The organism is Comamonas odontotermitis (assembly GCF_020080045.1).
Lineage (GTDB): Bacteria > Pseudomonadota > Gammaproteobacteria > Burkholderiales > Burkholderiaceae_C > Comamonas > Comamonas odontotermitis.
The window spans coordinates 2,300,976-2,324,598 of sequence record NZ_CP083451.1 but is presented as its reverse complement, the minus strand read 5'-3'; the positions used below and the strand labels follow the sequence as shown (position 1 = coordinate 2,324,598).

Sequence of the window (23,623 nt, the reverse complement as noted above, 5' to 3'; positions counted from 1 at the left end):
ATCCGGTAATAGATGCCTGCTGGTTCAAGCCACCAACTGCATGGCATATTCGAGCGCCCGCTGCTTGACCGCCGCGCCCTGGCCGAACCAGGCGCTGTCAAGCCGGTTGTCTTGGCTGCGAGCCCGGCGCTCATGGTCCACATACTCAGTGATCGAACACAGCAATCCCCAGGCAGTGCCCTGTGCGGCTTGCTTGGTGGCGCCGCGCCCATGGCCGTCGTAGAGCATCTGGGCTTTTTGCAATGCGCGCTCGTTCGTGAGACCTCCCTTGCTCGCTCCAGAAATACTGGGCTTGTCGGTATCACATAGCACCTTGAGGAAGAAGTTCATGGCCTCGTGGCTCTTGACCTTGCGCTCGGCCAAGGTGCGCATCTGGTACATGAAGCTGTCCCATTGGCCTACGGCAATGCCCAACTGGCGTTTGACGGCCTGGGCATCGAAGCTGGTGGAGTGCGGCACCTTGACCGCATTCACACCGCCTTGCAGCGCAATAGCCAAGGTGTTGTTACAGACGACCCGCACGGTGGTGGGCATGGCAACAGTGGCAAGTGTCCCGTCGCAGGAGGTGGCGAGCAGCAAATAGCCATTGACCAGGTCATCGCCTTTGAGAGCGGACGATTTGCCAGTACGCGCCAATGCCCAGAACTTGCGGCCAGCCTTGAGCACGCCTGCGGTTTCCAGCTCATAACCTGCAACCTCAGTGAGGTCGCGGTAGAACTCCAGAACATCGCGGGGCTGAACAACCTGATAGCGGTTGCTGACCACCGACAAGGGCGCTTTGGTGTCGCTGCGGTAGAGCACCTTCTGGTCGGGAAACTCCATGGGCTCGCCATACAGCGCGGATGCAGATCCTGAGGCATCAGACGCCAGATAGCGGACCGGCGTTTCGAGGATCTGCCACTGCATGCCAGCGGCTTGCGCCCAGGTATCGATGGATTGCTTCTTGGGTAAAGCATGGCCCAATTGGTGCCAGGGAGTTTGACCGGTGTAGGCCATGGTGTCGATGAGATGAGACATGGTGAGGTCCTCCTGAATGAAATTGGTTAAATGGGTTCTGTAGGTATCAGGCTTTGAAGGAATGGCCGCAGTCTTGGCACTGGTAGTTGTCGAGGTAGGATCCGTCGATCTGCTCACCGATGGCGCCACCGATCTCGCGCCCGACAGCGCCTCCGGCCACAACACCGATGACACCGCCTACCATGGAGCCAAACACCGAGCCTGCGGGGCCAGCGACAAACCCCACACGGGCGCCCAGTGATGCGCCTTGGACGGCATTGGCGATACCGGCTGCCGTGCCTGCGATGGCTCCGACGTTCTGGCCGACTTTCTTGGCTGTGGCTTTGGTGTAGACGGAGAAGGACTTGCAGCGTGTGCATTGAATCGTCATGAATATTCCCGGCATAAAAAAGCGCCCCTGGCACGAAGCCAAGGGCGCTGAGGGTGGAAGAAATGAAGATGGAGAAATCAGAGTGATGCAGGTCCAGATCCAATCGATCTGTTCTTTCATCACCCCGAGGATATGTGACTGAGAATTTTTAGGATCAAATGGGCGTTGTTGCACTACAGAGACTCCCATAAAAGCAAGCGCTGATGGTTTTCTTTTTGATAGACCTGAATGCCGTGGTGTTCAAGAGGCGTAAAACTAGGAACAGACTGCACATCTACAGACGGGGTTGTGCACCTGGTGTGCGCCCCAAGAAACAAACCGCGCAGCATGGCTCCTTTCAAATCCCGTGATGTCTTGCGACTCACAGTGCAACAATCGAGCTTGCCTGCTGCTGGTCTGACTGAATCGCCCCGCCCACGGGCGAGCGTAGTCGTTGCCAGAAGTTTTCAGATGCGGCCAACCCGTTTTGTCTGACCATCAAGTGCCTGTTTGGCCAGCCATTAGATTCGGCCTACACCCGGCAAGCACCGTTCAACCCGTTCTAATTCAGCTTGATAAAAAATGCCACCCTGAGGTGGCTTGGAGCAACAAAAAAGCCGATCTAGGTTAATCTAGCTATTGTGCAAAAAATAGAGGATGAAGAGGCGAGAAATCAGTATTTAAAATATGGAAAAATGTATGCATATAAAATGCAGCATCATTTCGGTCAACTAATCATTTTATTCTGATTTCTGCGATAAAAAATTATGCCAAAAGAGGCTAATAGAAAAGATATTGCTGCTAGAGACCAGCTTCTTAATAAAGGCACTGGACTTGCCGTAGATAGGGCTGGAGCAACTGCTTGAGGTATGAGTGTTACCTTTGCCAAGGAGCAATCGCCATAAGTATTGCACGCTTGATATTGATATGTCACAGTATCGCTAAAACTACTGGTTGGAGTAAATTGAATTTGATTTCCAGAATAAGTAAGTGTCCCAGTCGCAGGGCTCGAAAGTGATAGTGGGTAGGCAGAATCGAGTGTTACCCCTGCCTCGTCGTTTTCCAGTACACTGACACTAGATGATGATGTGGGTGATATAATTTTTGAGTCATCAACGAGTTTCGGTAAATGGGCAGTATCATCAAGGCATACTCGGGTAACACCACCACCAATTCCTGAATCCATGCTTAATTTTAAAGTCGTTGTTCTAATAGGAGCTGTTGCTCCAATTTGAACTGTTCCGGACGAGTTATAGGTTTCCGGGGCATTCTGAATTCTTCCCAAATTTGCCGCAATCACTTGAGGTGATGCACCATCTATAAGAGGTGTTTTTATAATATCACTTGAACTGAAAGCATAAGCTGATCCATTAATTTCAACGGTAAATGAGTCTTGCGTTGGCGGATTTGCATTTAGATCATTTTTATGTATGAAGTCTAGGTCGATGGTGATGGAGTTGGTGGCAATAGAGTGACTAAAATTATATGTGCATGTTAAATTTCCAGGCAATCCACCTAATGCAAGGCCATCATATGGGTAGGCAGGGTAGGTGGAGGTAAATCCCGGCAACGAACTTGCTGGATTAATAACTCCAATAGCGTAATCATTGGCACAGCCTGAAACAGTTACGGCGCCATAAGTGCCAGGAAGTCCTAGACATTGTTTGGCTGCAATGGCTTGTTGTGCTCCACCAAGGCAGGTGAGAATGAAAAGTATTAATTTGACTTGCATACAATTTCTAGGTGAATATATGAAGAGAAAGGCCGGTGCAATTAAGCAGTCAAGGGAATGAATAGGGAGGGAGGAACTCCTTGACCCGGCATAAAAATTAGATTTAATGTTTCAGTATCTGCTTCGGCGCTTAAGGAAGCCCGTTAGGCCAATTCCAGCCACAAGAGCAGATAAAGAAATCAACATGCACTCGCTAAGTGTTGGAACTGGTGTAGGTGCTGAAGTAACAGTGGGTGGTGTCACTGTTGGAGGGGCAATAGTCAAAGATGCGGAGCTAGTTACGCATGCGCTGGGAGATTTGAAGTCACAGATTTGATATTCAACCACATAGGAACCTGGTGCTACCAATTGAGAAACTTCAACCGCACCCGTATCTGCATTCAGTGAAATTCCGCTCGGCCATGTGCCTTGCATTGCAACTATCGCGTTAGCCCCTGAGCCGAGAGTTGCGGGAACACCGTTAATGCCATCGTTGGCCGCGATGTTCGCAATAGCAGTAGATGCAGTTCCACTTACTGCTTCTCCAGTATCCGGCAGTGTATCGAAACTTGACCAAATAGCTTCAGTGCTATTATGTGAGATTAATATGTCATCTGGGCTTGCGGCGGTGACATAGCTTGCATTGCAGGTGCCATTGGGGAAAGGAAAAATGCAAGTTGCTCTGTACTGGATAGCTTCCCCATTGCCCCATATGATTTTACTGAGTTGCAAACTACTAAATATTTGACCAACTGTTATAGGGGCCTGAGGCGATTGCATCATGAAAAAGTAATTGACAATATTTCCCAAATTGTCTGTAGTTACGGTTGCTCCGCTTATTGTCGGGCTTCCCTGTGTGCCTAGGGGGGTAAAATTGCTGTTGTTTTTCGTATACTCAATAACTCCATCATTGAATTGCCAGTCATTCATTAAATTGGCGCCTTCAGGGGCAGGTGCGATACTAGTGGGAGTCGATAGATTGGCCGGGAGACGATTTGTAGTTGTAAATCGACCAAGTACCTTCATTTCTGGGCTGTAAGGTGAAGGCGGAGTGCCTTGGCTAGAAGAGTCAGGCATTTCTGTATAGTAAGTTGTGCTCGTATAAGGTGTGCCTATATAAACATAGGTGGTTGACATTGCACTTGAGGTGATAAGGCATCCTGCAATGGTGCTGAATATGCGAATGGGGTGCGAAAGATGTGATTTTATCTTGATTGCGAGATTGATATATGGTGTTATCATGGGGTATTTAATCTGAAGTGTAGTTAGCGTGAAGGTGTGTCTATTGCTAGCTTGATACCTAGAGTTATTAATACCAGTCCACTTGTTTGATTGATTCTTGTCAATATTTTTGGATTGCGTTGGATAGCAGTTGATAGTAGATTTGCAAGTAATGCTACCGGGCCTTTTACAAGAAATGTCAATAGCGAAAATGCTATGCCTAAGATAAAAAGGGATAGGATTGAATGCGTAGAGCTTACGGGGATGAATTGTGGCAAAAATGCTAAATAGAATAGAGCAATTTTGGGGTTTGTGATATTTGATAGCGCACCCTGAATAAATGCGTTCTTGTAAGAGATAGGTGTATTTTTTGATTCAATTATAGAATGGCTGTTTGCTGAGCGAATTAGCATAAATCCTAGAAATAGCAAATACAAGGCGCCAAGAAGCTTTAGTACCGAAAATAGCCAGGCAGACCCTTGGAGAAATGCTCCTAATCCAAGGCATACCAGAATGGTGTGAACAAGGAGGCCTGAGCTAACTCCTGCTGCTGTCAATACACCGAGCCGAACTCCTCCAGATAATGTGCGTGTCATCACCAAGATCAAGTCTTGACCTGGTGTAATAATGATTAAAAGAGATGTGGCGATAAATGGCAGCCACGATACTTCTAGCATGCGGTTTCTCCTCAAGTAGTTGCCAAGTTTTCGCGCATGTTGCACAATGGGCTTAAGCAATAAAAGGATTATGGCGAAAATCTTTTAGGTTTTGCTAGCGTATTTGTCTAAATTAATATTTCGGATTGGTTTTTTCTGCTATTATTTGCATAATTCGTGGTAAATTTCACTATCCATGCTTGATTCCTTAGACAAACGAATTCTTCGTGCTCTCCAGCGAGATTCGAGCCGGACCAATGCGGAACTTGCGCATGAGGTAGGACTCTCTGCTACGCCATGTCTGCGGCGCGTTCATCTACTTGAAGAGCGCGGCGTGATTACGGACTATGTAGCTATCCTGAATCCTGCTGCTGTGGATCTCAAGTTCACAGCCTTCGTACGCATCACGTTGGAGAGCCAAGACAAGGAAACCATTGAGCACTTTGCAAGCGAGATGGAAAAAGCTCCAGAAGTTCTTGAGTGTCACTTGATGGCTGGGAGCTATGACTATCTTCTGCGTGTCATCGCTACAGATCTGGATGACTATCAACGCTTCCAGATGGAGACGCTCACAAAGGTCAAAGGGATACAGAACGTTGTTACAGAGATCCCGTTGAGGCGAGTCAAGCAGACGACCCGCCTACCTATATAAGTCTTGTGGGTAGAAGCTTCTTTTTGAAGCCATGGCTAAGAAGGATGCAGAGGCGCGCAAGGTTGGCTCGGCAGTCACCTCGCTCTGCAGCCGCGTGTGAGTAGCTTTGCACTGAGGCTGGCGCCGCTCCAGAGCTACGTGCTGCGCTGCCCACTGCTGCCCCCATCCTTAAATCTGGCCCAAAATGAGCGAATTCAAGCGTATCAGTGCGTATGACTTGGTGAAGTCCCCTTGAAAACCTGAACCACTCAGAAGTAGAGAATCCCCCCATCGGAGTCTCTACATGAAGAAAGGGGATGCGGATAAAAACTTGGACTGGTTTACGCCGCAAGTCCAAGGCTCGCCCGGTATTCAACAGGGCTGAGAGAGCCAAGGGATATCTTGATCCGCTTCTCGTTGTACCAGCGGATGTACGAGTCGACCACCTCAATGAACTGCTCGATGGTCGTGCCCTTCCAGTCCCGAGGATAGAACAACTCGTTCTTGAGGCGGCCGAAGAAGCCTTCGCAAGCCGCGTTGTCAGGAGAGCAGGCCTTGCGAGACATCGAGCGGGTGAGGTTCGCCTCGCTCATCCTAGAGAGCCAGCCTGGCCAACGGTAGTGGCCACCACGATCAGAGTGGACCACTGGACGATCGCTTGTGTCTGCCACTGTCTCAATAGCTGCATCCAGCATTGAGTTGACCAGCTCTGCGTCCGGGCTCGTTCCAATGGTCCAGCTCACCACCATGCCGTCGAAGCAATCGATGATGGGTGACAGGTACACCTTGCCTGCTGGGATCTGGAATTCTGTAATGTCCGTGAGCCACTTTTCATTTGGGGTGGCCGCCTGGAAGTCACGGTTGATGATGTTATCTGGTGCCGGGCTGATCTCGCCGAGGTAGGACGCGAACCTGCGCCGCTTGGGCTTTGCGACGACCAGATTCTCTTGCTTCATCAGCCGCTGCACCACTTTCTCGGAGATCGGGCCTTGCTCTCTGGCCAGAGAGGCTTGCAGCCTGCGGTAGCCGTAGCAGCGGTGGTTGGACTCAAAGATCTCGGTAAGGGACTGGCGCACCACAAGGTACTTGTCGCCGACCACTGTGCGGGACCGATGGTAGAAGTACGAGCTGCGTGCAAGACCCAACTGTGCGAGGAGCTCTGGCAGGCGGTAGTGCTCCTTGAGGGCGTCAATCAGCAGTGTCTTCTCCCGGTTGGACAGGAGCTGCAGATCGACGCCCAGACCTTTTTTTAACAGTTCATTGGCCTTGTTCAAGAGGTCCTGCTCAAGGCGCAGTTGCCTGACTTCGCGGCGCAGTATCTCAACCTGGCGCTCGAGTTCTTCGCGCTCTCGCTCCTGCGGTGATTGATCGGTGTGTTTCATTGATGCGGGTGCCTCACGTCCCAGCAGCTGGTTCTTCCAGTTGTACAACGTTGGCCGGCATACGCCGAACTTATCAGCCACTGTTTGCGCACTTTGCTGCCGAGTGCAAAGCTCCATGACTCCCGCTTGCTTCAAGCTCTCGGGATACCTTCGTTGACCCACACTGCTAACCAGAGCCCTTCTGGCCTCAGGGAATGCCTCACGCACCCATTTGGTAAGCGTTCCACGACCGGGGTAGCCCAGCGCCCTCATGGTGGCCGCGATGCATCGGTCATGGGTGAGGTAGTGCTCGATGGCTGCGGCCTTCTGCGCCTGCGAGAACTTCGGTTCACGGCCTGCGTAGCCAGCGGACAAGTCGAGCTTGAGTTGGTACTCGTTGTACCAACCCTTCAAAGAATTCTTCGTCGGATAGCCCAGCTGCCGGATGGTGGGCCTGACGCGCTTGCCCAGCTTGATGTAGAGCTCAACGGCTCGGATTCGATCTTCGTAGGAATACATGAACTACCTCCTGGTAGTCCAAGTTTTCGTCCGCATCCCCGGTGGGTCAGGTTTGCGTGGAAATCAACAATGACGCGATCCGCAGTTGTGCGCGCACGAAGTAACGACAGTTGTGAGTTGGTCGTCGCCTAGATAGGGCTCGTAGGCAAATGCGCTTGCCTCCTCGGGCTTGATCGTGATACCGACACTTATTAAAGTGGCTGCACCTGTGGTTGCACCAACAATTTTCAGAAAATCACGGCGTTTATATCCGCCTGCTGGGTCAATGCTGTCGCTCACGCTGGGAAACCGTACTGCAGGCGCCGGAGCCTGAGATTGCGCTTCAGACCATTCATTTTTCATTTTTTCTCTCCTTGACCCATGGCATTGGTGATAAATCGCACCTCTGATTCCGTAGGGCGGTCCTTGGCCCAATCAGGTACATCGGTCCCCATTCCGGGCCAGGCATGTCTTGGGTATGGATAGTGCGTGCGATACCATGAGCGCCCACCATGGCAGCCAAAGCAAACATTGCCACCATCGGGTTTGGCGGCCATTTCTTCTATGGCCTTTGCATTCAGATAACTGACTTGATGCCGATTGGTTCGAATATTGGCATGGCATAACAGGCAGTTATTTTGAAAAGTCTGTTTCGATTGTTCCCACGGGCCGGGGAGTCCCATGACGGACCAATTCAGCTTGCCGTGGCATTTAAGGCAGGTGGTTTCTGGGTTCACCATTTTCCGCAGTGTTAAATCGCTCTGTGCGGTTGCTGAACTTCCGGGGGCCTCATCTCGCGGATCGTTGCCTTGGTGACAGGTTGTGCAACGCAGATTCATCAGTTTTTTCGCCAGGGCTGTTTCCAAATGTCGGCGATGAAAGGTATCTTGTTCACCTTCATAGGTTGAGGTCTGCTGGTACCAAGCTGTTGCTGCAGTGGATTCAATGCCTGCCGAAGAGCTTTTTTTGACAGAGGGTTTCAGTACTTCAGAATGGCAGGCCAAACACTGCTTATCTGTTGCCTTGTCTATGCCAGGCTTGAAGTGAATGGGGTCATACTTTGCTGCATGGTAGCTGGCAGGGGCGGTTGACGATGACGGACTTGAAGAACTCGCAACACTGCTATTGCTGCTGGGCGGAGCAGTAGATGTATGTTCTTTGCAGCCTGTTATTGCGAGCGTTAATGTTGCGCTGACCATAACAATGTGCAACAGCCTTGGCCATAAGGCAGTCATGGACGCACTCTTGGGAAACATATCACGAACCTTTGCGCCAATATGGAGATGACGCCTGCTTTTGAGATTGATCGCGCCTTGGCGCGCGACCAATCTCAAGGATTAACGGGAAATTATTTACTGTTGCCAGACATTCCACTCATGCCTTGTTGCCCGTTAGCCTTGTGCTTTTTGGCTTTTTTTGCCTTGGCTTTGTTGCCGGACATACCAGACATACCACTCATGCCCTGTCGACCGGACATGCCGCTCATTCCGGACATACCTTGTTGGCCGGACATGCCACTCATGCCAGACATACCGCTCATACCTGACATGCCTTTCTGGCCGGACATGCCACTCATGCCCGACATTCCGGACATACCTTGCTGGCCGGACATGCCGCTCATGCCCGACATTCCGGACATACCTTGCTGGCCGGACATGCCACTCATGCCCGACATTCCGGACATACCTTGCTGGCCGGACATGCCACTCATACCCGACATGCCACTCATGCCTTGCTGGCCTGACATTCCTGACATACCACTCATGCCGGACTGCTGGGCTGTCACCGGCAAGGCAGTGACCAATGCAACGGCCGTAACCGAAAGACCGAGGATTTTGCGAGCAACTTTCATAGCTTTTCCTTACGTACTTAGAGAGGACCTAACAACTTTTGGGGCACACCGCCCCCTGCCTGCAGGCAGGATCGCAGCCACCCTGATGGGGTGTTGACGATTCCGATATAACGCCTCCATTTCTTGTTTCTGGAGGGCGGTAAAAACGTGGTATTGAATTCGAGAGAGCGCTCAGCGCGCAGATCCTGAGCCAGGAACGCCTGCGGCTGTGATGCTGTGCCACCCGCGTAGGTCATACGGCCCCGTCATGCCCGGGCCCCGAAGAGGAACCCACCAACTGCCTGTGGTGGCAATGGATTCCACATTTCCGGGTATTGGACGTTCTATGCCTCGCAGAACTTGATCTCGTTTCTCTGGAGTCAAGGTGGCTTGTGCCAATTGGGGTGCGCCGTCCGGCCTGCGATCTGGCTGCAGCCCGGCCACAGGGCCTGTCGCTTGCGCCCATGCGCCACTGGACAATGCCAGGATGCATAGCGCGAAAGACTGTCGATTCATCATGGTGTTCATTTCATGCCATTGCTTGTGCTCGCAAGGCTTAAAGCAAAATGCTTGCCATGCACTCATGAATTACTAACTCATTGAATCAGAATATATTTTTTTGTACCTGTGGACGACGTATGTCGAATTGACAAATTATGAAAAGTTAATTTGACAGGTTGTCATGTCACCTTGGCAGGCGGTTCAAGGATGCTGGGGGCAGGTCATTTCGCAAAAGGCGGTGCGTGCCTGATCGCGCTGTCTACCGTGGTTTTCCTGGTGGCCGGATGCGATGCCTTGTCTAGAAAACGAGAAAACCGCCCTGGGAGGCGGTTTTGGGTCAGAGGTATCGGCTGAAAACCTCATTTCTTTTCCTGCTGCGCCATCAAGCGCCTGTATTTGTCGAAGGTCTTGCGGATGTCAGTCGCCACAGCGGGGACATATCGACTTTGTTTCTCTCCTCGTTGGGCGACGAGAGGGCGCGATGGCATGGTGAGCATGGGGAAGGTCGGTGCTTGCTGCATATCGGACTCCTTTCATGGTGTCCTTTATGCTCTCCGAAAGCACGGCTGTCTTCTGTAGGGCGCGTCTGAGTAATGTTAAAAAGCATTAGCTATGTGGCATAACTCTCATGGAAATACGCGCTAGATGTGGGCCACAGCGGTGGATTGCCGGGAGCGCTGGAGGTAGTCAGGGTGAAAGAAAAAGATGTAGAAAAAGTGGCGCCGACCCTGAAAAAACCGTCAAATCGAATATTTCAATTACGCTAGCACAAAAGTGACAGCTTTGCCAATCCTTGGCATCCCTGTTGCAGGATTCGCCTGTAACGATATGCTCCCCGGATCGCCCGTGATCGTTGTTGTCGAAACAATGTGAGGCGACCAATATTTTGACTACAAAGGATCTGAGATATGAAGGTACCGTTTCGCCTGAACACCTTGGCGGTTGCGTTTGGTCTGGCTGGTTCCCTGTTGGCTGGCGCTGCCCAGGCAGAGAACATCAAGATTGGTGTGGTGATTCCTGCCACCGGTCCTCTGACCCAGTACGGCGACATGGTCAAGGAAGGGGTGGACACCGCTCTTGAGCAGATCAATGCCGCTGGCGGCGTCAATGGCAACAAGCTCGAAGCCGTGGTGGTGGACGATGCCTGCGAGCCCAAGCAAGGCCCCGTGGCCGCCAACCGCGTAGTCAACGCCAAGATTCATTATGTGGTGGGCCCTGTGTGCTCGGGTGCTGCCATTGCAGCTGCACCGATCTACAACAACGAAGGCGTGGTGGTGGTGACCCCATCTGCCACGTCGCCAGCGCTGACCGAAGGCAAGAACTTCACCTCGGTCTTCCGCACCATTGGCCGCGATGATCAGCAAGGTCCTTTCGCTGCCAAGTTCATTGCGCAAACCATCAAGCCCAAGAAGGTCGCTGTGCTGCACGACAAGCAGTCGTACGGCCAGGGCATTGCAACCGCTGTGCGTGACACCCTCAAGGCCGATGGCGTGAATGTCGCGCTGTTCGAAGGCATCAACGCCGGCGACAGCGACTACTCTGCTGTCATCACCAAGCTCAAGAGCGCCGGTGTGGATTTCGTCTACTACGGTGGCTACCACCCAGAAATGGGCCTGCTGCTGCGCCAGGCCGCCGAGCAAGGCCTGAAGGTCCGCATCATGGGCCCAGAAGGCGTGGGCAACCCTGAGATCAACGCCATTGCAGGCCCTGCCGTCGAAGGCATGCTGGTGACGCTGCCTGCAGACTTTGCTTCCAACCCAAAGAATGCGGCCTTGGTCAAGGCATTCAAGGACAAGAAGCGCGATCCTTCCGGCTCATTCCAGATGGGCTCGTACACTGCAGTCAAGGTGATCGCCGATTCGATCAAGGCCGTGGGCAACGACGCTGGCAAGGTGGCCAAGCACTTGCACACTGCAACCTTTGAAACCCCGCTGGGCAACCTGGCATGGGATGCCAAGGGCGACCTGAAGGCATATGACTTCCAGGTGTTCAACTGGCATAAGGACGGCAGCAAGACCCCTGCTACGAAGTAATCCGGGTTGGTGAGATGAAGGGCATGGTTCTAAAACATAGAACCATGCCTTCTTGTTTTGGCCGTCACAGCGGCCAGGGAATTGAGGCGGTAAGGTATGAGTGATTTTTTGCCCCAATTCATACAACAGTTGTTCAATGGCCTGTCACTGGGTGCGATCTACGCGCTGGTGGCCATTGGATACACGATGGTGTATGGAATTATCGGAATGATCAATTTCGCCCATGGCGAAATCTACATGATTGGCGCCTACATAGGTCTGGTGACCTTGTCGGCAATTGGTACGCAAAGCGGCATTCCGGTGTTTGTCGTGATCGGGGCCATGCTCCTGGTATCGGTGGTATTGACGGGTGTGTACGGCTATGTGGTTGAGCAGGTGGCATACAAGCCGCTGCGCAGCAGCCCGCGTCTGGTGGCGCTGATCTCGGCCATTGGCATGTCGATCTTTTTGCAGAACTGGGTGGCCCTGGGTCAGGGCGCGCGCGACATGGCCGTGCCTTCGCTGCTGCCCGGTGCATTCAACTTCCACATGGGTGATGGTTTCGAGGTGTTTGTTCCGTATACGCGCATCCTGATCATCGTCGTGGCCGTGGTGCTGATGATTGCGCTCACGCTCTATATCCGGCATTCGCGCATGGGACGTGCATCACGCGCCTGCGCGCAGGACATGCAGATGGCCAATCTGCTGGGCATCGACACCAACAAGGTGGTGTCCTTCACCTTCATCCTGGGCGCCGTGCTGGCGGCAGTGGGCGGTGTGCTGATTGCCTTGGCCATCGGCAAGCTCAACCCCTACATTGGTTTCGTGGCAGGTATCAAGGCCTTCACGGCTGCCGTGCTGGGCGGCATCGGCAGCATTCCCGGCGCGATGCTGGGCGGCGTGCTGCTGGGCGTGGCAGAGACTTTTGCCGCAGCCTACATTTCGTCGGAATACAAGGACATCGTGGCCTTTGGCCTTCTGGTGCTGATCCTGTTGTTCCGTCCCACAGGTCTTCTCGGCAAGCCCGAAGTGGAGAAGGTCTGATGAAAGCGAATTTCAAGAATGCACTGATTTCCGCCGTACTGGCGGCGCTGGTGGTGCTGCCCATCTTCGGCCTGCACCTGGAGCGCAAAGGCACACGCAATTACATCGAGCCGCACTGGAACCTGGTGATCTGGGGCTTTGTGATCGTGCTGGTGCTGCAGCTCATCAAGCCGTTTCTGGCCAAGCAGATGGCGCATATCAAGGCGCCAAGCCTGCCTGCGATGAAGCACGGCACCCGCACCACCTTGTTGTGGCTGGTGATCGTGGCAGCCATCGTCTGGCCCTTCTTCAGTGGCCGCAATGCGGTCGATATTGCTACCCTGGCGCTCATCTACGTGATGCTGGGCCTGGGCCTGAACATCGTGGTGGGCTTTGCGGGCCTGCTGGATCTGGGCTTTGTCGGCTTCTACGCCGTGGGCGCCTATACCTATGCTTTGCTGTTCCACTGGGCGGGGTGGTCGTTCTGGGAAGCGCTGCCGTTCTCGGGCGCCGCTGCCGCGCTGTTCGGCTTTGTACTCGGCTTTCCCGTATTGCGGCTGCGTGGCGATTACCTCGCCATTGTGACCTTGGGCTTTGGCGAGATCATCCGGCTGCTGCTGGTCAATCTGGTGGGTTTTACCGGCGGGCCCGATGGCATCTCCAACATCCCCAAGCCAACGCTGCTGGGCTTTGAGCTGACGCGCACGGCCTCCAAGGAAGGTACGCAGACCTTGCAGCAGTTCCTGGGCTTCGAGTTCAACACCATGCACATGGTGATCTTCCTGTATCTGCTGGCGCTGATTCTGGCCCTGGTCACTTTGTGGATCAGCAACCGTCTCATCCGCATGCCGATTGGTCGTGCCTGGGAGGCATTGCGTGAGGACGAGGTGGCCTGCAAATCGCTGGGCATGAACCCCACGAAGATCAAGCTGTCGGCCTTTACCTTGGGCGCCATGTTTGCGGGCTTCGGTGGTGCGTTTTTTGCCGCACGCCAGGGCATCGTCAGCCCCGAATCGTTCAGCTTCATCGAGTCTGCGCTGATCCTGGCGATTGTGGTGCTGGGTGGCATGGGTTCGCAGTTGGGCGTGATTGTTGCGGCGATTCTGATCACGGTATTGCCCGAGTTTGCGCGCGAGTTCTCCGAGTACCGCATGCTGATCTTCGGCCTGGTGATGATTCTGATGATGGTGTGGCGTCCGCAGGGCCTGTTCCCGATGAAGCGCCACCACGAAGAGTTGAAGTGACCGTAAACACGGATAACGCAAACAGGGAGAAGTGTTTATGAGTCAAACCATGTTGAAAGTGGACGGTCTGTGCATGCGCTTCGGCGGCCTGCTGGCTGTCGACCATGTGGCGCTGGACGTCAAGCAGCAAGAGATATTCGCCATCATCGGCCCCAACGGCGCGGGCAAGACCACGGTGTTCAACTGCATCAGTGGCTTCTACAAACCGACCGAAGGGGCCATCACGCTCAACGGGCAGTCCATCGCGGGCCTGCCCAGCCACGCCGTGGCCAACCATGGCGTGGTGCGCACCTTTCAGAACGTGCGCCTGTTCAAGGGCATGACGGTGATGGAGAACCTGCTGGTGGCACAGCACCAGCAGGTCAAGCGCAATCTGCTCTCGGGGCTGTTCAAGACCAAGGCCTACCGCGCGGCGGAAGAGGGAGCCAAGGCCAATGCCGCGCACTGGCTCGACGTGATGGGCCTGCGGGCCTTTGCCAACCGGGAGGCGGGCAATCTGGCCTATGGCCACCAGCGGCGGCTGGAGATTGCGCGCTGCATGATTACCAACCCCAAGCTCTTGATGCTGGACGAGCCAGCCGCGGGCCTGAACCCGCAGGAGAAGGTGGAATTGCAGCACCTGATCGACCAGCTGCGCAAGGAGTATGGTGTCACCGTGTTGCTGATTGAGCATGACATGAGTCTGGTGATGGGGGTGTCCGAGCGCATCCTGGTGATGGAATATGGCAAGCCGATTGCACTGGGTGTGCCGGAGGCGATCCGCAATGACGAACGCGTGATCAAGGCGTACCTGGGAGAGTCGTGATGCAGCCGATGTTGGAAATCAAGAATATCAGCACGCATTACGGTGCGATCTGTGCAGTCAACGATGTGAGTCTGCATGTCAACCAGGGCGAGATCGTTTCGCTGATCGGCAGCAACGGCGCGGGCAAGACCACCTTGCTGATGACCGTGTGCGGCAATCCACGCGCGACGAGCGGCTCCATCAAGTTCGAGGGCGAGGAACTGGTGGGCCAGTCGTCGCACCTGATCATGCGCAAGGGCATTGCCGTCTCGCCGGAAGGCCGCCGGGTCTTCAAAGACCTGACGGTGGTGGAGAACCTGCAGATGGGCGCCTTCTTTCTGAGCAAGGACGAGATTGCACAGGGAATCGACTATGTGTATGGCCTGTTCCCGCGCCTCAAGGAGCGGGCCGAGCAGCGCGCCGGCACCATGTCGGGCGGGGAGCAGCAGATGCTGGCCATTGGTCGTGCGCTGATGAGCAAGCCACGCCTGCTGCTGCTGGATGAGCCCACGCTCGGGCTGGCGCCGCTCATCATTGCGCAGATTTTCGAGATCATCAAGGCCGTGCGCGAGCAAGGGGTGACAGTGTTTCTGGTGGAGCAGAACGCCAACCAGGCATTGCAGATCGCCGACCGGGGCTATGTGTTGGAGACCGGAAGGGTCACGCTGGAGGACAGCGGCGTCAATCTGCTGCGCAACCAGGATATCCGCAAGGCCTACCTGGGCGGTTGATCTCAGAAGGGTGTTACGCCAAAAGCCGCTGTAGTGCCAGGCACTGCGGCGGCTTTTTCATGGGCTGGGTGGGTCCACTGTGGTGCAAACCGGTGCAAACAGCTCGAGCTGGCACTCGTTGGCAGGCATGACGGGCAATTCCCAGCTTTGCAGCACCTCGTAGCGCCAGCCATTGCCTGTGCCTTGCCGTACCACCAGCAAAATCTGCTGGATCAGCCAATCAATGGGCTGAATGCGTAGCGTATCCAAGGGGGCCGGCGCCCGGTAGCTGATGGTGACATGGGGCGTATGCCCTGTGTCCGGAGGCAGGTCTGGTTGTACCTTGGTCTGCAAGCATCGGAGCAAATCATCAAACTCGCTGGGCCGCCCCTGACACAGGAAGGACCAGTGCGTGCGCTCTCCAGCAGGCCTGTGCTCGCCGCGAATGCGGTTCAGCCGCAACCGGAAAGCCCGCATTCGCGCGGCCAGCGCTGCATCGCATGCGCGCTCCAGTGCCCGCTCTGTGGCAAGGCAGGCGGGGTAGGGGCCGCACAGCGTCTGGTGCCAGTTGCACTCGGGGAACATGCGCGCTCCCAGAAACTCGCGCAAGCCTCGCTGGTCGATGGCGTTGCTCATACGGCTGAGCACCGGGTCAGACGGTTGGCACATGACCATCATGCGTGAGGTGTCCATGGTTTTCCTCCTATAGCGCTCGCTGCAGTGTATGCCGGGGCAGGTGGTGCCGTGTAAGAACGTGTTTACGATCTCCTCGCGCCGCGACAGCGGCTTTGCGGGGCGCCCGGCTAGGGATGGGATGCGAGGGGCGCGCCTAGCGGCGCAGTGCGCAGCCAATAGCCTGCTATTGGCAAGCGCTGCAACGACGCAAACCGCCCCTAACCGGGCGTCCCCAAACCCACTGTCCCTACGGGTTGGAGTGAAATCGGGCGATTTCTGCGCGCTGGCCCTTGCTTGCACCCCGGTGCAAGCTGCGTCCCATCGCTTCGAACTCATCCCGATTGCACTCCAACGCGGCAGCGTAGAGATCGTAAACACGTTCTAAGCGGTCATTACGGCGCTGTTGTGGCTTCAGAGCCCGTCTAAATTAAAATGGCGCATTACCAATCATTCGCCAATGCATGCTGCCGAGACCGGCTTTCAGGCATGCAAAGGCTTTGCGCCCGGGTAGAAGATCTGCGCCCGGGCTGCCTGACACCATGACCGAATCCCCAAAACACAGCCCCTGGCGCATGAGTGTGGCGCCGATGATGGACTGGACTGACCGCCATTGCCGCTACCTGCACCGCCTGCTCACGCGCCACACCTTGCTCTATACCGAGATGGTGACGACCGGCGCCCTGATCCATGGCGATGTGGCCCGGCACCTGCGCTTCAATGATGAAGAGCACCCTGTTGCCTTGCAGTTGGGGGGGAGCGAACCTGCCGATCTGGCCCAGTGCGCCAGGCTGGCGCAGGAATGGGGCTACGACGAGGTCAACCTCAACTGCGGCTGCCCCAGCGAGCGGGTGCAGCGCGGTGCGTTCGGCGCCTGCCTGATGAACGAGAAGGACCTGGTCGCCGATTGCGTGAAGGCGATGCGCGATGCGGTGGATATGCCGGTCACCGTCAAGCACCGCATTGGTATCGACAAGGTGGAGAGTTACGATTTTGTGCGCGATTTTGTCGGAACCGTGGCCGACGCGGGCTGCGAGGTGTTCATCGTTCACGCGCGCAACGCCTGGCTCAAGGGGTTGTCTCCCAAGGAAAACCGCGAGATTCCCCCGCTGCGCTATGACGTGGTGGCGCAGCTCAAGCGTGACTTCCCCGAGCTCACGATTGCCATCAACGGCGGCATTGCCGATGACGAAACCGCTGCCGCGCAGCTGGCGCAGGTAGATGGCGTGATGGTGGGCCGTGAGGCTTACCACAACCCCTGGTGGCTTGCCCGCTGGGACGCGCTGTACTACGGCGACCCAGCCAGCGACGCCACGCGCGAATCGGTGGAAGAAGAAATGGTGCGCTACATGGAGCGCGAAGCCGCTGCCCATGGCACGCACTGGTACAGCATCGCCCGCCACATGCTGGGCCTGCGCCAGGGCATGCCGGGCGCACGCCGCTGGCGCCAGGTGTGGAGCGACCATCGCCTCAAAACCTTGCCTCCGCACGAAGTGATGCAACTGGCGCGCACCAAGCCTGGCCGCTCGGTGGAAGCAATCGAACTGGCCGGTGCGTAACTGATTGCTATATATTTTATAGCTATCAGCGCCTGCCAGTGGTGTGCTGGAGTTGTTTTTTCTCAAAAATAGAACTGCGAGCGGGCCGCAACCGGGCTGTACCCGGCCGCCGTCCCGGAAGACGGGATGGCTCCATGGGGCGCACCCGTGAAGGCTCGTGCAGATGAGGGCGGTTGAGCGCAGATGGGTACGCATCAGCGCACGCATTCAGGGCCGCTGCATGCTCCTTGGAGCCTTTGCAACCGAAAATCGCCTGTTTGCGCAGAATCGCGCATGGCTGTTGTGTGCCGAACACGATCAAAATTGCTACGAACTTGATAGCTGTCGCTGCGCGTGCACAGTTGCGCGATCGGATGCGGTCCATGGATGGGCAATTGCTATACTTCCTATAGTGGCAATCGCCTGTCGGTGCGCAGCACCAGTGCGCCTCACCCAGGAATGCTGCCGATAAGAATCCAGAAATCCGCCCATTGGCTCCGGCCGGGGTGAAGAGAGGGGATGCAGGGATGGGGGAAAAACAAGCGCGTCTGGCCTATGGCTTGCTGATCGGGGCAGGCTGGGCGGGCGCGCACCGCTTTTATCTGCAGCGCTATGCAAGCGCCACGGTGCAGCTCCTGTTGACGGTGCTGATGGTGGGGCTGTGGATCTGGGGCGGCAGTTGGGCGTCCTACGCCCCCTATCTGCTGGGCCCCATTCTCCTGTGGCTGGGCCATGATGGCTTCTGGCTGCATGACTACTTCAGGGTAGAAGAGGAGATGGATACCCAGCTGGCCGGGTTTGTGGATTCCGGCGGCGAGCCACTTGTGCGAGCCGCACCGCTGGCAGCCGCCGTGAAGGAGGCTGCACCTTCCCGTGATGAAGCCGATGCACACAAGAAAACCCGTGCCATCCAACTGACCAAGAAGCAGATTGCCCAGACGCTGCAGGACAACCATCCCAAAGGGGCGCATACAGCGGCAGAGCGCCTCGTCCAGTACCTGCAGCAGCGCAGCCGCCGCCCGCAGTACGATCCGCACCTCGCCGAAGCCTATCTGCTCCATGGCATGGTGCTCTACCAGACCCAGTACCTGGAGGGAGCACGCAAGAAACTGCAGATGGGCGTGCACCTGGCAGCTCCGTTTGCGCACCTGTCGGTGCAAACCCAGCAGGCCCAGGGCTGGCTCGACCGCTTGCGCAACCCGCCGCTGCAAAGCCAGCCGGGCGCCCCAGCCATGCAGGTGCAGCCCGGTCAGTATGAAGCGCTGATGCGCTCAGGCGACTGGCAGCAGGCCGCCACGCTGTGCGCGCAGATCATTGCGCTGCGCCAGTCCGCCAAGGCAGTGGATGCGCCCGATCTGGCTGCACACCTGCTCAATGCCATGGAAATTGCGCACAACCTGGGCCAGACCGCGCAGGTGCAGGCCCACGGCCAGCTGCTGCTGCAACTGGCCGGTCAGGTCGATGGCAAGTCCTCTGGCCATGGCCCTGTGCCGGAGCCGCTGCAACGCCAGGCGATGGAAAAGCTGGGCGATCTGGCCTTTGCCCAGGGCGATACGGCCGAGGCCACGCGCTACTACCGCCAGGCGCTGGCGCTGGTCACGCGGAGCGCAGGCAGCGGCCCCCAGGTCTGTGGTTTGCTGCAGCGGCTGGCGCTCAATTTCGAGCGCGCAGGCGATGTCTCCGGCGCGTCGGAATGCTGGGCCAGTGCCCACGAGCACATCATCGCGATGGGAGATGTGATGGAAGACAGCGAGGCCGTCTCCGATGTACTGACTCGCTATGCCGCATTCTCGGTGCGCCACCAGCCTGCCAGGGTCAAGGCACTGATCGAGCAATCGCTGCGCATTCAGCACCGCAGCTACCGAGGCTATTCGCTGGCAGCCGCACGTGCCTATGAGGTTTTTGCCGGTTTCATGGCCGAGGTGGGTCAACCGGCAGCGCGCCTTGCGCATCTGCAAACAGCCTTGCTGCTCTACCAGGTGTGTGATCCTGACAATGTTTCCCAAATTGCCGCCATGAAAAAATCCATTGCTGCGGCCCAACAGGCGGTGCAGGCCGTGGCTGGCGAGGTGCCCGCATGACGGATGAAGGCCTGCTGTATGCCGTGAGCCGCTATGACCTGCGCGGCTTCCTGATCGAGCCCGCCAGCATCGATCCCTACCTTCAGCGCAGCGCAATCCAGGCAGGCCCCAATGCCTTGATGCAGATGGGCCCGCTGTGGCAGCAGCTGATGGAGGTATTGCCCGAACTGGCAGATGGCGTGCCTGTGGAAGGCACGCCCGCCTTGCATTGCTGGGTGTGGCCGGCCGACAGGGTGGAAGATGGCGTGCAGCGCCTGCGGGCGCTGGATGCGGGCGTGTTCTCGCAGCGTGTGCAGGCACTTGTGGCGCGCGGTGCTGCAGGCAATCAGCTGGAAACGCTGCGCCAGCTGGTGCGCCTGCAGGCCGAGCTGCGTGCGTTTTTGCAGGCAGCTGCCGGGCGGCGCGATGCGGCGCTGCTTTACGTGGTGTAGCGCTGCGGCATCAAGGCCATCAACTCGGCTGCAGCCTTCTCTGGATTGTCCGCATTGACGATGGCGCGCACCACCGCGACGGAGCCAACGCCGCTCTCCAGCACCTGTGCAAACTGCGCAGCGCCAATGCCGCCAATCGCCACCTGCGGGTAGCCGCGCGTCAGGGCGGCATAACGCATCAGGCGCGCCAGGCCTTGCGGGACGGTGGCCATTTTCTTGAGCGTGGTGGGAAATACCGCCCCCATGGCGATATAGCTGGGCTGCGCCTGGCTGGCGCGCACCATCTCGGCGTAGCCGTGGGTGCTGACGCCAAGGCGCACACCGCTGGCGCGCAGGGCGGTCAGATCGGCGCTGCTGAGTGCATCGAGGTCTTCCTGACCCAGGTGAACACCGTAGCTACCCGCTGCGATGGCCTGGCGCCAATGGTCGTTGATGAAGAGCAGGGCGGGCGTGCCCTTGACGGCCTCCACCGCAGCCTTGACTTCGCGCTCCACTGCTGCGGTATCTTCCGATTTGAAACGCAGTTGCACGGTGGGCACGCCGGCATGCGCCATGCGGCCGACCCATTGGGCAGTGGGCAGCACGGCGTACAGGCCCAGTTGCTCGGGGCAGGCAACAAAGGCACCCGCCTCTGTACGCAGCTGCAGGCCAAAATCTGCAGCGGCTGTGGGCCAGGCGTGGGCGTCGAACACACCGAGCCGCTGGCTTTGCGCGGACCAAGCCTTGGCAATGCAATCTGCATCGATGGCGATGAAGCCCAACTGGCTGCAGGCCGCAACTGCACCTGCATATACGGTGTCCTGCTGCTGCGCGTGCTTCAGTGCTGGTGCGGGCTGCGGTGGAAAGTCCGCAAAATCTGCTTGATGAACATCAAGAATGGCTTGGGCGATGGGGCTGGCGGTCATGGTGATTGGGGTATTTCTCGCTGATCTGGCAGGCGCTATCAGCCATCCATTCAGGCGTTGTGCCAGAAAGGCGTGCCCAGCACCGGCGTGCTGGGTTGGGCCGTGTCCTGCGCTTGCATGGCTCCTGCCCGGAAGGCGGCGTGGCCCGCTGCCGTGGCGTCGGCAAAGGCACCAGCCATGGCGACAGGGTCTTGCGACAGCGCCACGGCGGTGTTGAGCAGCACGCCGTCAAAGCCCCATTCCATCACCTGGCAGGCGTGGCTGGGCAGGCCCAGGCCGGCATCGCAGATCAGCGGTACGTTGAGGCGCTCGCGCAAGGCCTGCATTGCGTATGGATTGACGGGGCCACGGCCCGTGCCGATGGGCGCTGCCCAGGGCATGACGGCCTGGCAGCCAACGTCGACGAGGCGCTGGCATAGCACCAAGTCTTCGGTGCAGTAGGGCAACACCTGAAAGCCGTCCTTGATCAGGATGGAGGCCGCTTCGACGAGGTTGAGCGTATCGGGCTGCAAGGTGTAGTCGTCACCGATCAGCTCCAGCTTGATCCACGGCGTCTCGAACACCTCGCGCGCCATCTGCGCGGTGGTGATCGCCTCCTGCACGCGCATGCAGCCTGCGGTGTTTGGCAGCACAGGCACCTCAAGGCGCTTGAGGAGGGCCCAGAAGTCGCTGCCGGTCTCTGCCGCATTGCTGCCCTGGCGGCGCAGCGATGCAGTCACCATGGCTGGCCTGGCGCGGGCGACTGCGGCCTCCAGCACCGCAGGCGATGGGTAGCGCGAGGTGCCCAGCAGCAGCCGGCTTTGAAAGCGCTGGCCATACAGAACCAGGGCGTCGTCAGAGGAGGGAATGGCAGTCATGGCTAGAAATTGGTAAAAAAATGGCCATCAGCGCTCAACTGGAGCGCGCAGATAGCTATCAAAAATAGAGCAAATCTGCAGGAAGGCACTGACACGCGGAATCCTGGGCGTGTTTTCACAGCACAGCGGGCGCCGTTCATGTGGTTGTCAGCCGCCAGTGACCGGCGAGATCACCTCGACCTTGTCATTGGCCTGGAGTACCCGGCTCTCGTAAAGCGCCTTGGGCACGAACTCGGTGTTCACCGCCACGGCAAAAGGTGGTTGCGGCTGCAATTGGGCCAGTGCCTGGGCTACGGTGGCATGGGCGGGCAGCTCGGTGGCCTGGTTGTTCAAAAGGATTTGCATCGTCATATCGGTTGAAGTGCCCATCATAGAGGGTGAAAACAGGTTTTCAGAGCAGGCTGACGGCCAGACCGAACTGTGCCGCCAGCGGCGAGCCACCGGTTTCCACCACCTGCACGGCACAGTCGAGCACCGCAGGAGAGATCATGAAGCCGTGGCGGTACAGGCCATTGACTTCCAGTACACGCGGCCGGGTCTGCCGTATGGCGGGCAGGTTGTCGGGCAGGGCGGGGCGGCACTGCACGCCGATCTCCAGAATGCGCGCCTCGGCAAAACCGCTATGCACGGTGTAGGCCGCAGAGAGCAACTCCATCGCCGAGCGGACGCTTGCGGGCGACATATCGTCCGATTCAATCTCAGTCGCGCCGATCACGAACAGATGGTTCTGCTTGGGGGCGATGTAGATCGGGTAGCGCGGGTGCATCAGGCGCGTAGGGCGGCTCAGGCTCACCTCGGGGGCGTGCACGCGCACCACTTCGCCGCGTACGCCGCGCAGCGTGCTCCACTGTGGTTTGGCGCCAAGGCCCCGGGTGTCGATCAGCCAATCGGGCTGGCCGGCCTCGCCCGGGACAAAGTCGCTTACCTCGCGGGGCGTATGCCAATGCAGGCGCACGCCGCCCGCCTGCAACGCGGGCACCAGGGCAGCCAGCAACTGGCGATTGTCCAGCTGGCCTTCGCCAGGCAGGTAATAGCCTTGTTGAAAATGCGAGGCCAGTGCCGGTTCGAGCGCCTGCAGGGCGGAGCGATCCAGCGCCTGCAAAGGGGGCAGCTCCGCAATGGCCGCCTGGGTGCGCTCCAGAATGCCGCGAAAGCGCTGGGCCTCCGCCGCATCCTGCCGGTGCCAGACCACCATGGTTCCGGCTTGCTGAATGAACACAGGATCGGCCAACTGGGCAATCAACTGCGGCCAGCGCGCAAGGCCGTACTGGCCCATGCGCACGACACCGTGCTCGGTAACTGCCGACTCGGCCAGCGGGGCGAGCATGGCAGCGGCCACATGTGCGGCTGCATGCTCGGCCTGCGGGCCGCCACGGTCATACAGATCGATGGAATAGCCCTTGCCCGAGAGCACAAGCGCCAACAGACGCCCGAGCAGGCCACCGCCAAGGATGGCAAGGCGGGCAGGAGCGGGAATGAGTGCGTGAGAAGTCATGTTTGCCTATAGGCGCCCGGGCCGGAGAAAGCGCCCAGCACGCAACAGACAAAACAGCGGATGCAGCCGTGTCGAAAACTCCCCACGCCAGCATG

Annotated in this window: 24 protein-coding genes and 1 pseudogene; 10 read left to right on the top strand and 15 right to left on the bottom strand. The window is 57.2% G+C overall.

Annotated elements, in window-relative coordinates:
• Window positions 1-24 precede the first annotated feature (24 nt).
• Both LAD35_RS10730 and LAD35_RS10725 read right to left on the bottom strand, forming a co-directional pair.
• Window positions 25-1,017, bottom strand: coding sequence for a DUF932 domain-containing protein (locus LAD35_RS10730; protein WP_224149070.1), 993 nt, complete (start codon window positions 1,015-1,017; stop codon window positions 25-27).
• Window positions 1,018-1,063: 46 nt separating this feature from the next.
• A complete protein-coding gene (locus LAD35_RS10725) occupies window positions 1,064-1,387 on the bottom strand; it encodes a hypothetical protein (RefSeq protein WP_224149069.1) in 324 nt (107 codons plus the stop codon).
• Window positions 1,388-1,794: 407 nt separating this feature from the next.
• Here LAD35_RS10725 and LAD35_RS10720 point away from each other — a divergent pair.
• Window positions 1,795-1,890: pseudogene (locus tag LAD35_RS10720) on the top strand (IS5/IS1182 family transposase); the annotation flags it as partial.
• A 203-nt stretch (window positions 1,891-2,093) separates the two neighbouring features.
• Here the strand turns inward: LAD35_RS10720 and LAD35_RS10715 are convergent.
• The 3 genes from LAD35_RS10715 to LAD35_RS10705 form a co-directional block, all read right to left on the bottom strand.
• Entirely contained in the window at window positions 2,094-3,098 is a 1,005-nt protein-coding gene (locus LAD35_RS10715) for an Ig-like domain-containing protein (protein WP_224149068.1), read from the bottom strand.
• A gap of 111 nt (window positions 3,099-3,209) precedes the next feature.
• On the bottom strand, window positions 3,210-4,214 hold the full coding sequence (locus LAD35_RS10710) for a hypothetical protein (RefSeq protein ID WP_224149067.1): 1,005 nt from the start codon (window positions 4,212-4,214) through the stop codon (window positions 3,210-3,212).
• 128 nt (window positions 4,215-4,342) lie between these two features.
• Window positions 4,343-4,975, bottom strand: coding sequence for a LysE family translocator (locus LAD35_RS10705; protein WP_224149066.1), 633 nt, complete (start codon window positions 4,973-4,975; stop codon window positions 4,343-4,345).
• Between the two features lie 175 nt (window positions 4,976-5,150).
• Between LAD35_RS10705 and LAD35_RS10700 the strand changes: the two genes are divergently transcribed.
• Window positions 5,151-5,606: an Lrp/AsnC family transcriptional regulator gene (locus LAD35_RS10700; RefSeq protein ID WP_224149065.1), complete on the top strand. Its 456-nt coding sequence runs from the start codon at window positions 5,151-5,153 to the stop codon at window positions 5,604-5,606.
• A 320-nt stretch (window positions 5,607-5,926) separates the two neighbouring features.
• On the opposite strand, the gene LAD35_RS10695 is transcribed toward LAD35_RS10700, so the two are convergent.
• The 5 genes from LAD35_RS10695 to LAD35_RS10675 all read right to left on the bottom strand — a co-directional run bounded on the left by LAD35_RS10695 (window position 5,927) and on the right by LAD35_RS10675 (window position 10,297).
• Window positions 5,927-7,465, bottom strand: coding sequence for an IS3 family transposase (locus LAD35_RS10695; protein WP_224148987.1), 1,539 nt, complete (start codon window positions 7,463-7,465; stop codon window positions 5,927-5,929).
• Window positions 7,466-7,528: 63 nt separating this feature from the next.
• The gene (locus LAD35_RS10690; protein ID WP_224149064.1) at window positions 7,529-7,807 is read right to left on the bottom strand and encodes a twin-arginine translocation signal domain-containing protein; all 279 of its coding nucleotides are present in this window, start codon (window positions 7,805-7,807) and stop codon (window positions 7,529-7,531) included.
• Window positions 7,804-8,679, bottom strand: coding sequence for a hypothetical protein (locus LAD35_RS10685; protein WP_224149063.1), 876 nt, complete (start codon window positions 8,677-8,679; stop codon window positions 7,804-7,806). Before LAD35_RS10685 ends, LAD35_RS10690 begins: the two co-directional genes overlap by 4 nt.
• 113 nt (window positions 8,680-8,792) lie before the next feature.
• On the bottom strand, window positions 8,793-9,296 hold the full coding sequence (locus LAD35_RS10680) for a hypothetical protein (RefSeq protein ID WP_224149062.1): 504 nt from the start codon (window positions 9,294-9,296) through the stop codon (window positions 8,793-8,795).
• 839 nt (window positions 9,297-10,135) lie between these two features.
• Window positions 10,136-10,297 carry a hypothetical protein gene (locus LAD35_RS10675; RefSeq protein WP_224149061.1) on the bottom strand — a complete coding sequence of 54 codons (162 nt, stop codon included), beginning with the start codon at window positions 10,295-10,297 and terminating at the stop codon, window positions 10,136-10,138.
• A 387-nt stretch (window positions 10,298-10,684) separates the two neighbouring features.
• On the opposite strand from LAD35_RS10675, the gene LAD35_RS10670 reads away from it, so the two are divergent.
• The 5 genes from LAD35_RS10670 (at window position 10,685) to LAD35_RS10650 (ending at window position 15,570) form a co-directional block, all read left to right on the top strand.
• Window positions 10,685-11,809 carry a branched-chain amino acid ABC transporter substrate-binding protein gene (locus LAD35_RS10670; protein WP_184710904.1) on the top strand — a complete coding sequence of 375 codons (1,125 nt, stop codon included), beginning with the start codon at window positions 10,685-10,687 and terminating at the stop codon, window positions 11,807-11,809.
• A gap of 96 nt (window positions 11,810-11,905) precedes the next feature.
• The gene (gene livH / locus LAD35_RS10665; protein ID WP_224149060.1) at window positions 11,906-12,832 is read left to right on the top strand and encodes a high-affinity branched-chain amino acid ABC transporter permease LivH; all 927 of its coding nucleotides are present in this window, start codon (window positions 11,906-11,908) and stop codon (window positions 12,830-12,832) included.
• Complete coding sequence (locus LAD35_RS10660; protein ID WP_224149059.1) at window positions 12,832-14,055, top strand: high-affinity branched-chain amino acid ABC transporter permease LivM; 1,224 nt, start codon at window positions 12,832-12,834, stop codon at window positions 14,053-14,055. The genes livH and LAD35_RS10660 overlap by 1 nt, the downstream gene beginning before the upstream one ends.
• Before the next feature lie 37 nt (window positions 14,056-14,092).
• A complete protein-coding gene (gene livG, locus LAD35_RS10655) occupies window positions 14,093-14,860 on the top strand; it encodes a high-affinity branched-chain amino acid ABC transporter ATP-binding protein LivG (RefSeq protein WP_224149058.1) in 768 nt (255 codons plus the stop codon).
• An 8-nt stretch (window positions 14,861-14,868) separates the two neighbouring features.
• Window positions 14,869-15,570: an ABC transporter ATP-binding protein gene (locus LAD35_RS10650; RefSeq protein ID WP_224152656.1), complete on the top strand. Its 702-nt coding sequence runs from the start codon at window positions 14,869-14,871 to the stop codon at window positions 15,568-15,570.
• Window positions 15,571-15,627: 57 nt separating this feature from the next.
• Here LAD35_RS10650 and LAD35_RS10645 read toward each other — a convergent pair whose 3' ends face one another.
• Window positions 15,628-16,242 carry a 2'-5' RNA ligase family protein gene (locus LAD35_RS10645; protein ID WP_224149057.1) on the bottom strand — a complete coding sequence of 205 codons (615 nt, stop codon included), beginning with the start codon at window positions 16,240-16,242 and terminating at the stop codon, window positions 15,628-15,630.
• A 521-nt stretch (window positions 16,243-16,763) separates the two neighbouring features.
• Between LAD35_RS10645 and dusA the strand changes: the two genes are divergently transcribed.
• From dusA to LAD35_RS10630, 3 genes are all read left to right on the top strand, one after another.
• The gene (gene dusA, locus LAD35_RS10640) at window positions 16,764-17,780 is read left to right on the top strand and encodes a tRNA dihydrouridine(20/20a) synthase DusA (RefSeq protein ID WP_224149056.1); all 1,017 of its coding nucleotides are present in this window, start codon (window positions 16,764-16,766) and stop codon (window positions 17,778-17,780) included.
• Window positions 17,781-18,286: 506 nt separating this feature from the next.
• Window positions 18,287-19,840, top strand: a complete 1,554-nt coding sequence (locus LAD35_RS10635) for a TM2 domain-containing protein (RefSeq protein WP_224149055.1) — start codon at window positions 18,287-18,289, stop codon at window positions 19,838-19,840.
• Complete coding sequence (locus LAD35_RS10630) at window positions 19,837-20,271, top strand: hypothetical protein (protein ID WP_224149054.1); 435 nt, start codon at window positions 19,837-19,839, stop codon at window positions 20,269-20,271. Before LAD35_RS10635 ends, LAD35_RS10630 begins: the two co-directional genes overlap by 4 nt.
• On the opposite strand, the gene LAD35_RS10625 is transcribed toward LAD35_RS10630, so the two are convergent.
• The 4 genes from LAD35_RS10625 to LAD35_RS10610 all read right to left on the bottom strand — a co-directional run bounded on the left by LAD35_RS10625 (window position 20,259) and on the right by LAD35_RS10610 (window position 23,528).
• Window positions 20,259-21,176, bottom strand: coding sequence for a thiamine phosphate synthase (locus tag LAD35_RS10625; protein ID WP_224149053.1), 918 nt, complete (start codon window positions 21,174-21,176; stop codon window positions 20,259-20,261). The genes LAD35_RS10630 and LAD35_RS10625 overlap by 13 nt on opposite strands.
• Before the next feature lie 50 nt (window positions 21,177-21,226).
• On the bottom strand, window positions 21,227-22,033 hold the full coding sequence (locus tag LAD35_RS10620; RefSeq protein WP_377779893.1) for a thiazole synthase: 807 nt from the start codon (window positions 22,031-22,033) through the stop codon (window positions 21,227-21,229).
• 147 nt (window positions 22,034-22,180) lie between these two features.
• The gene (gene thiS, locus LAD35_RS10615; RefSeq protein WP_224149052.1) at window positions 22,181-22,378 is read right to left on the bottom strand and encodes a sulfur carrier protein ThiS; all 198 of its coding nucleotides are present in this window, start codon (window positions 22,376-22,378) and stop codon (window positions 22,181-22,183) included.
• 46 nt (window positions 22,379-22,424) lie between these two features.
• Window positions 22,425-23,528, bottom strand: a complete 1,104-nt coding sequence (locus LAD35_RS10610; protein WP_224149051.1) for an FAD-dependent oxidoreductase — start codon at window positions 23,526-23,528, stop codon at window positions 22,425-22,427.
• Between the last annotated feature and the right edge of the window lie 95 nt (window positions 23,529-23,623).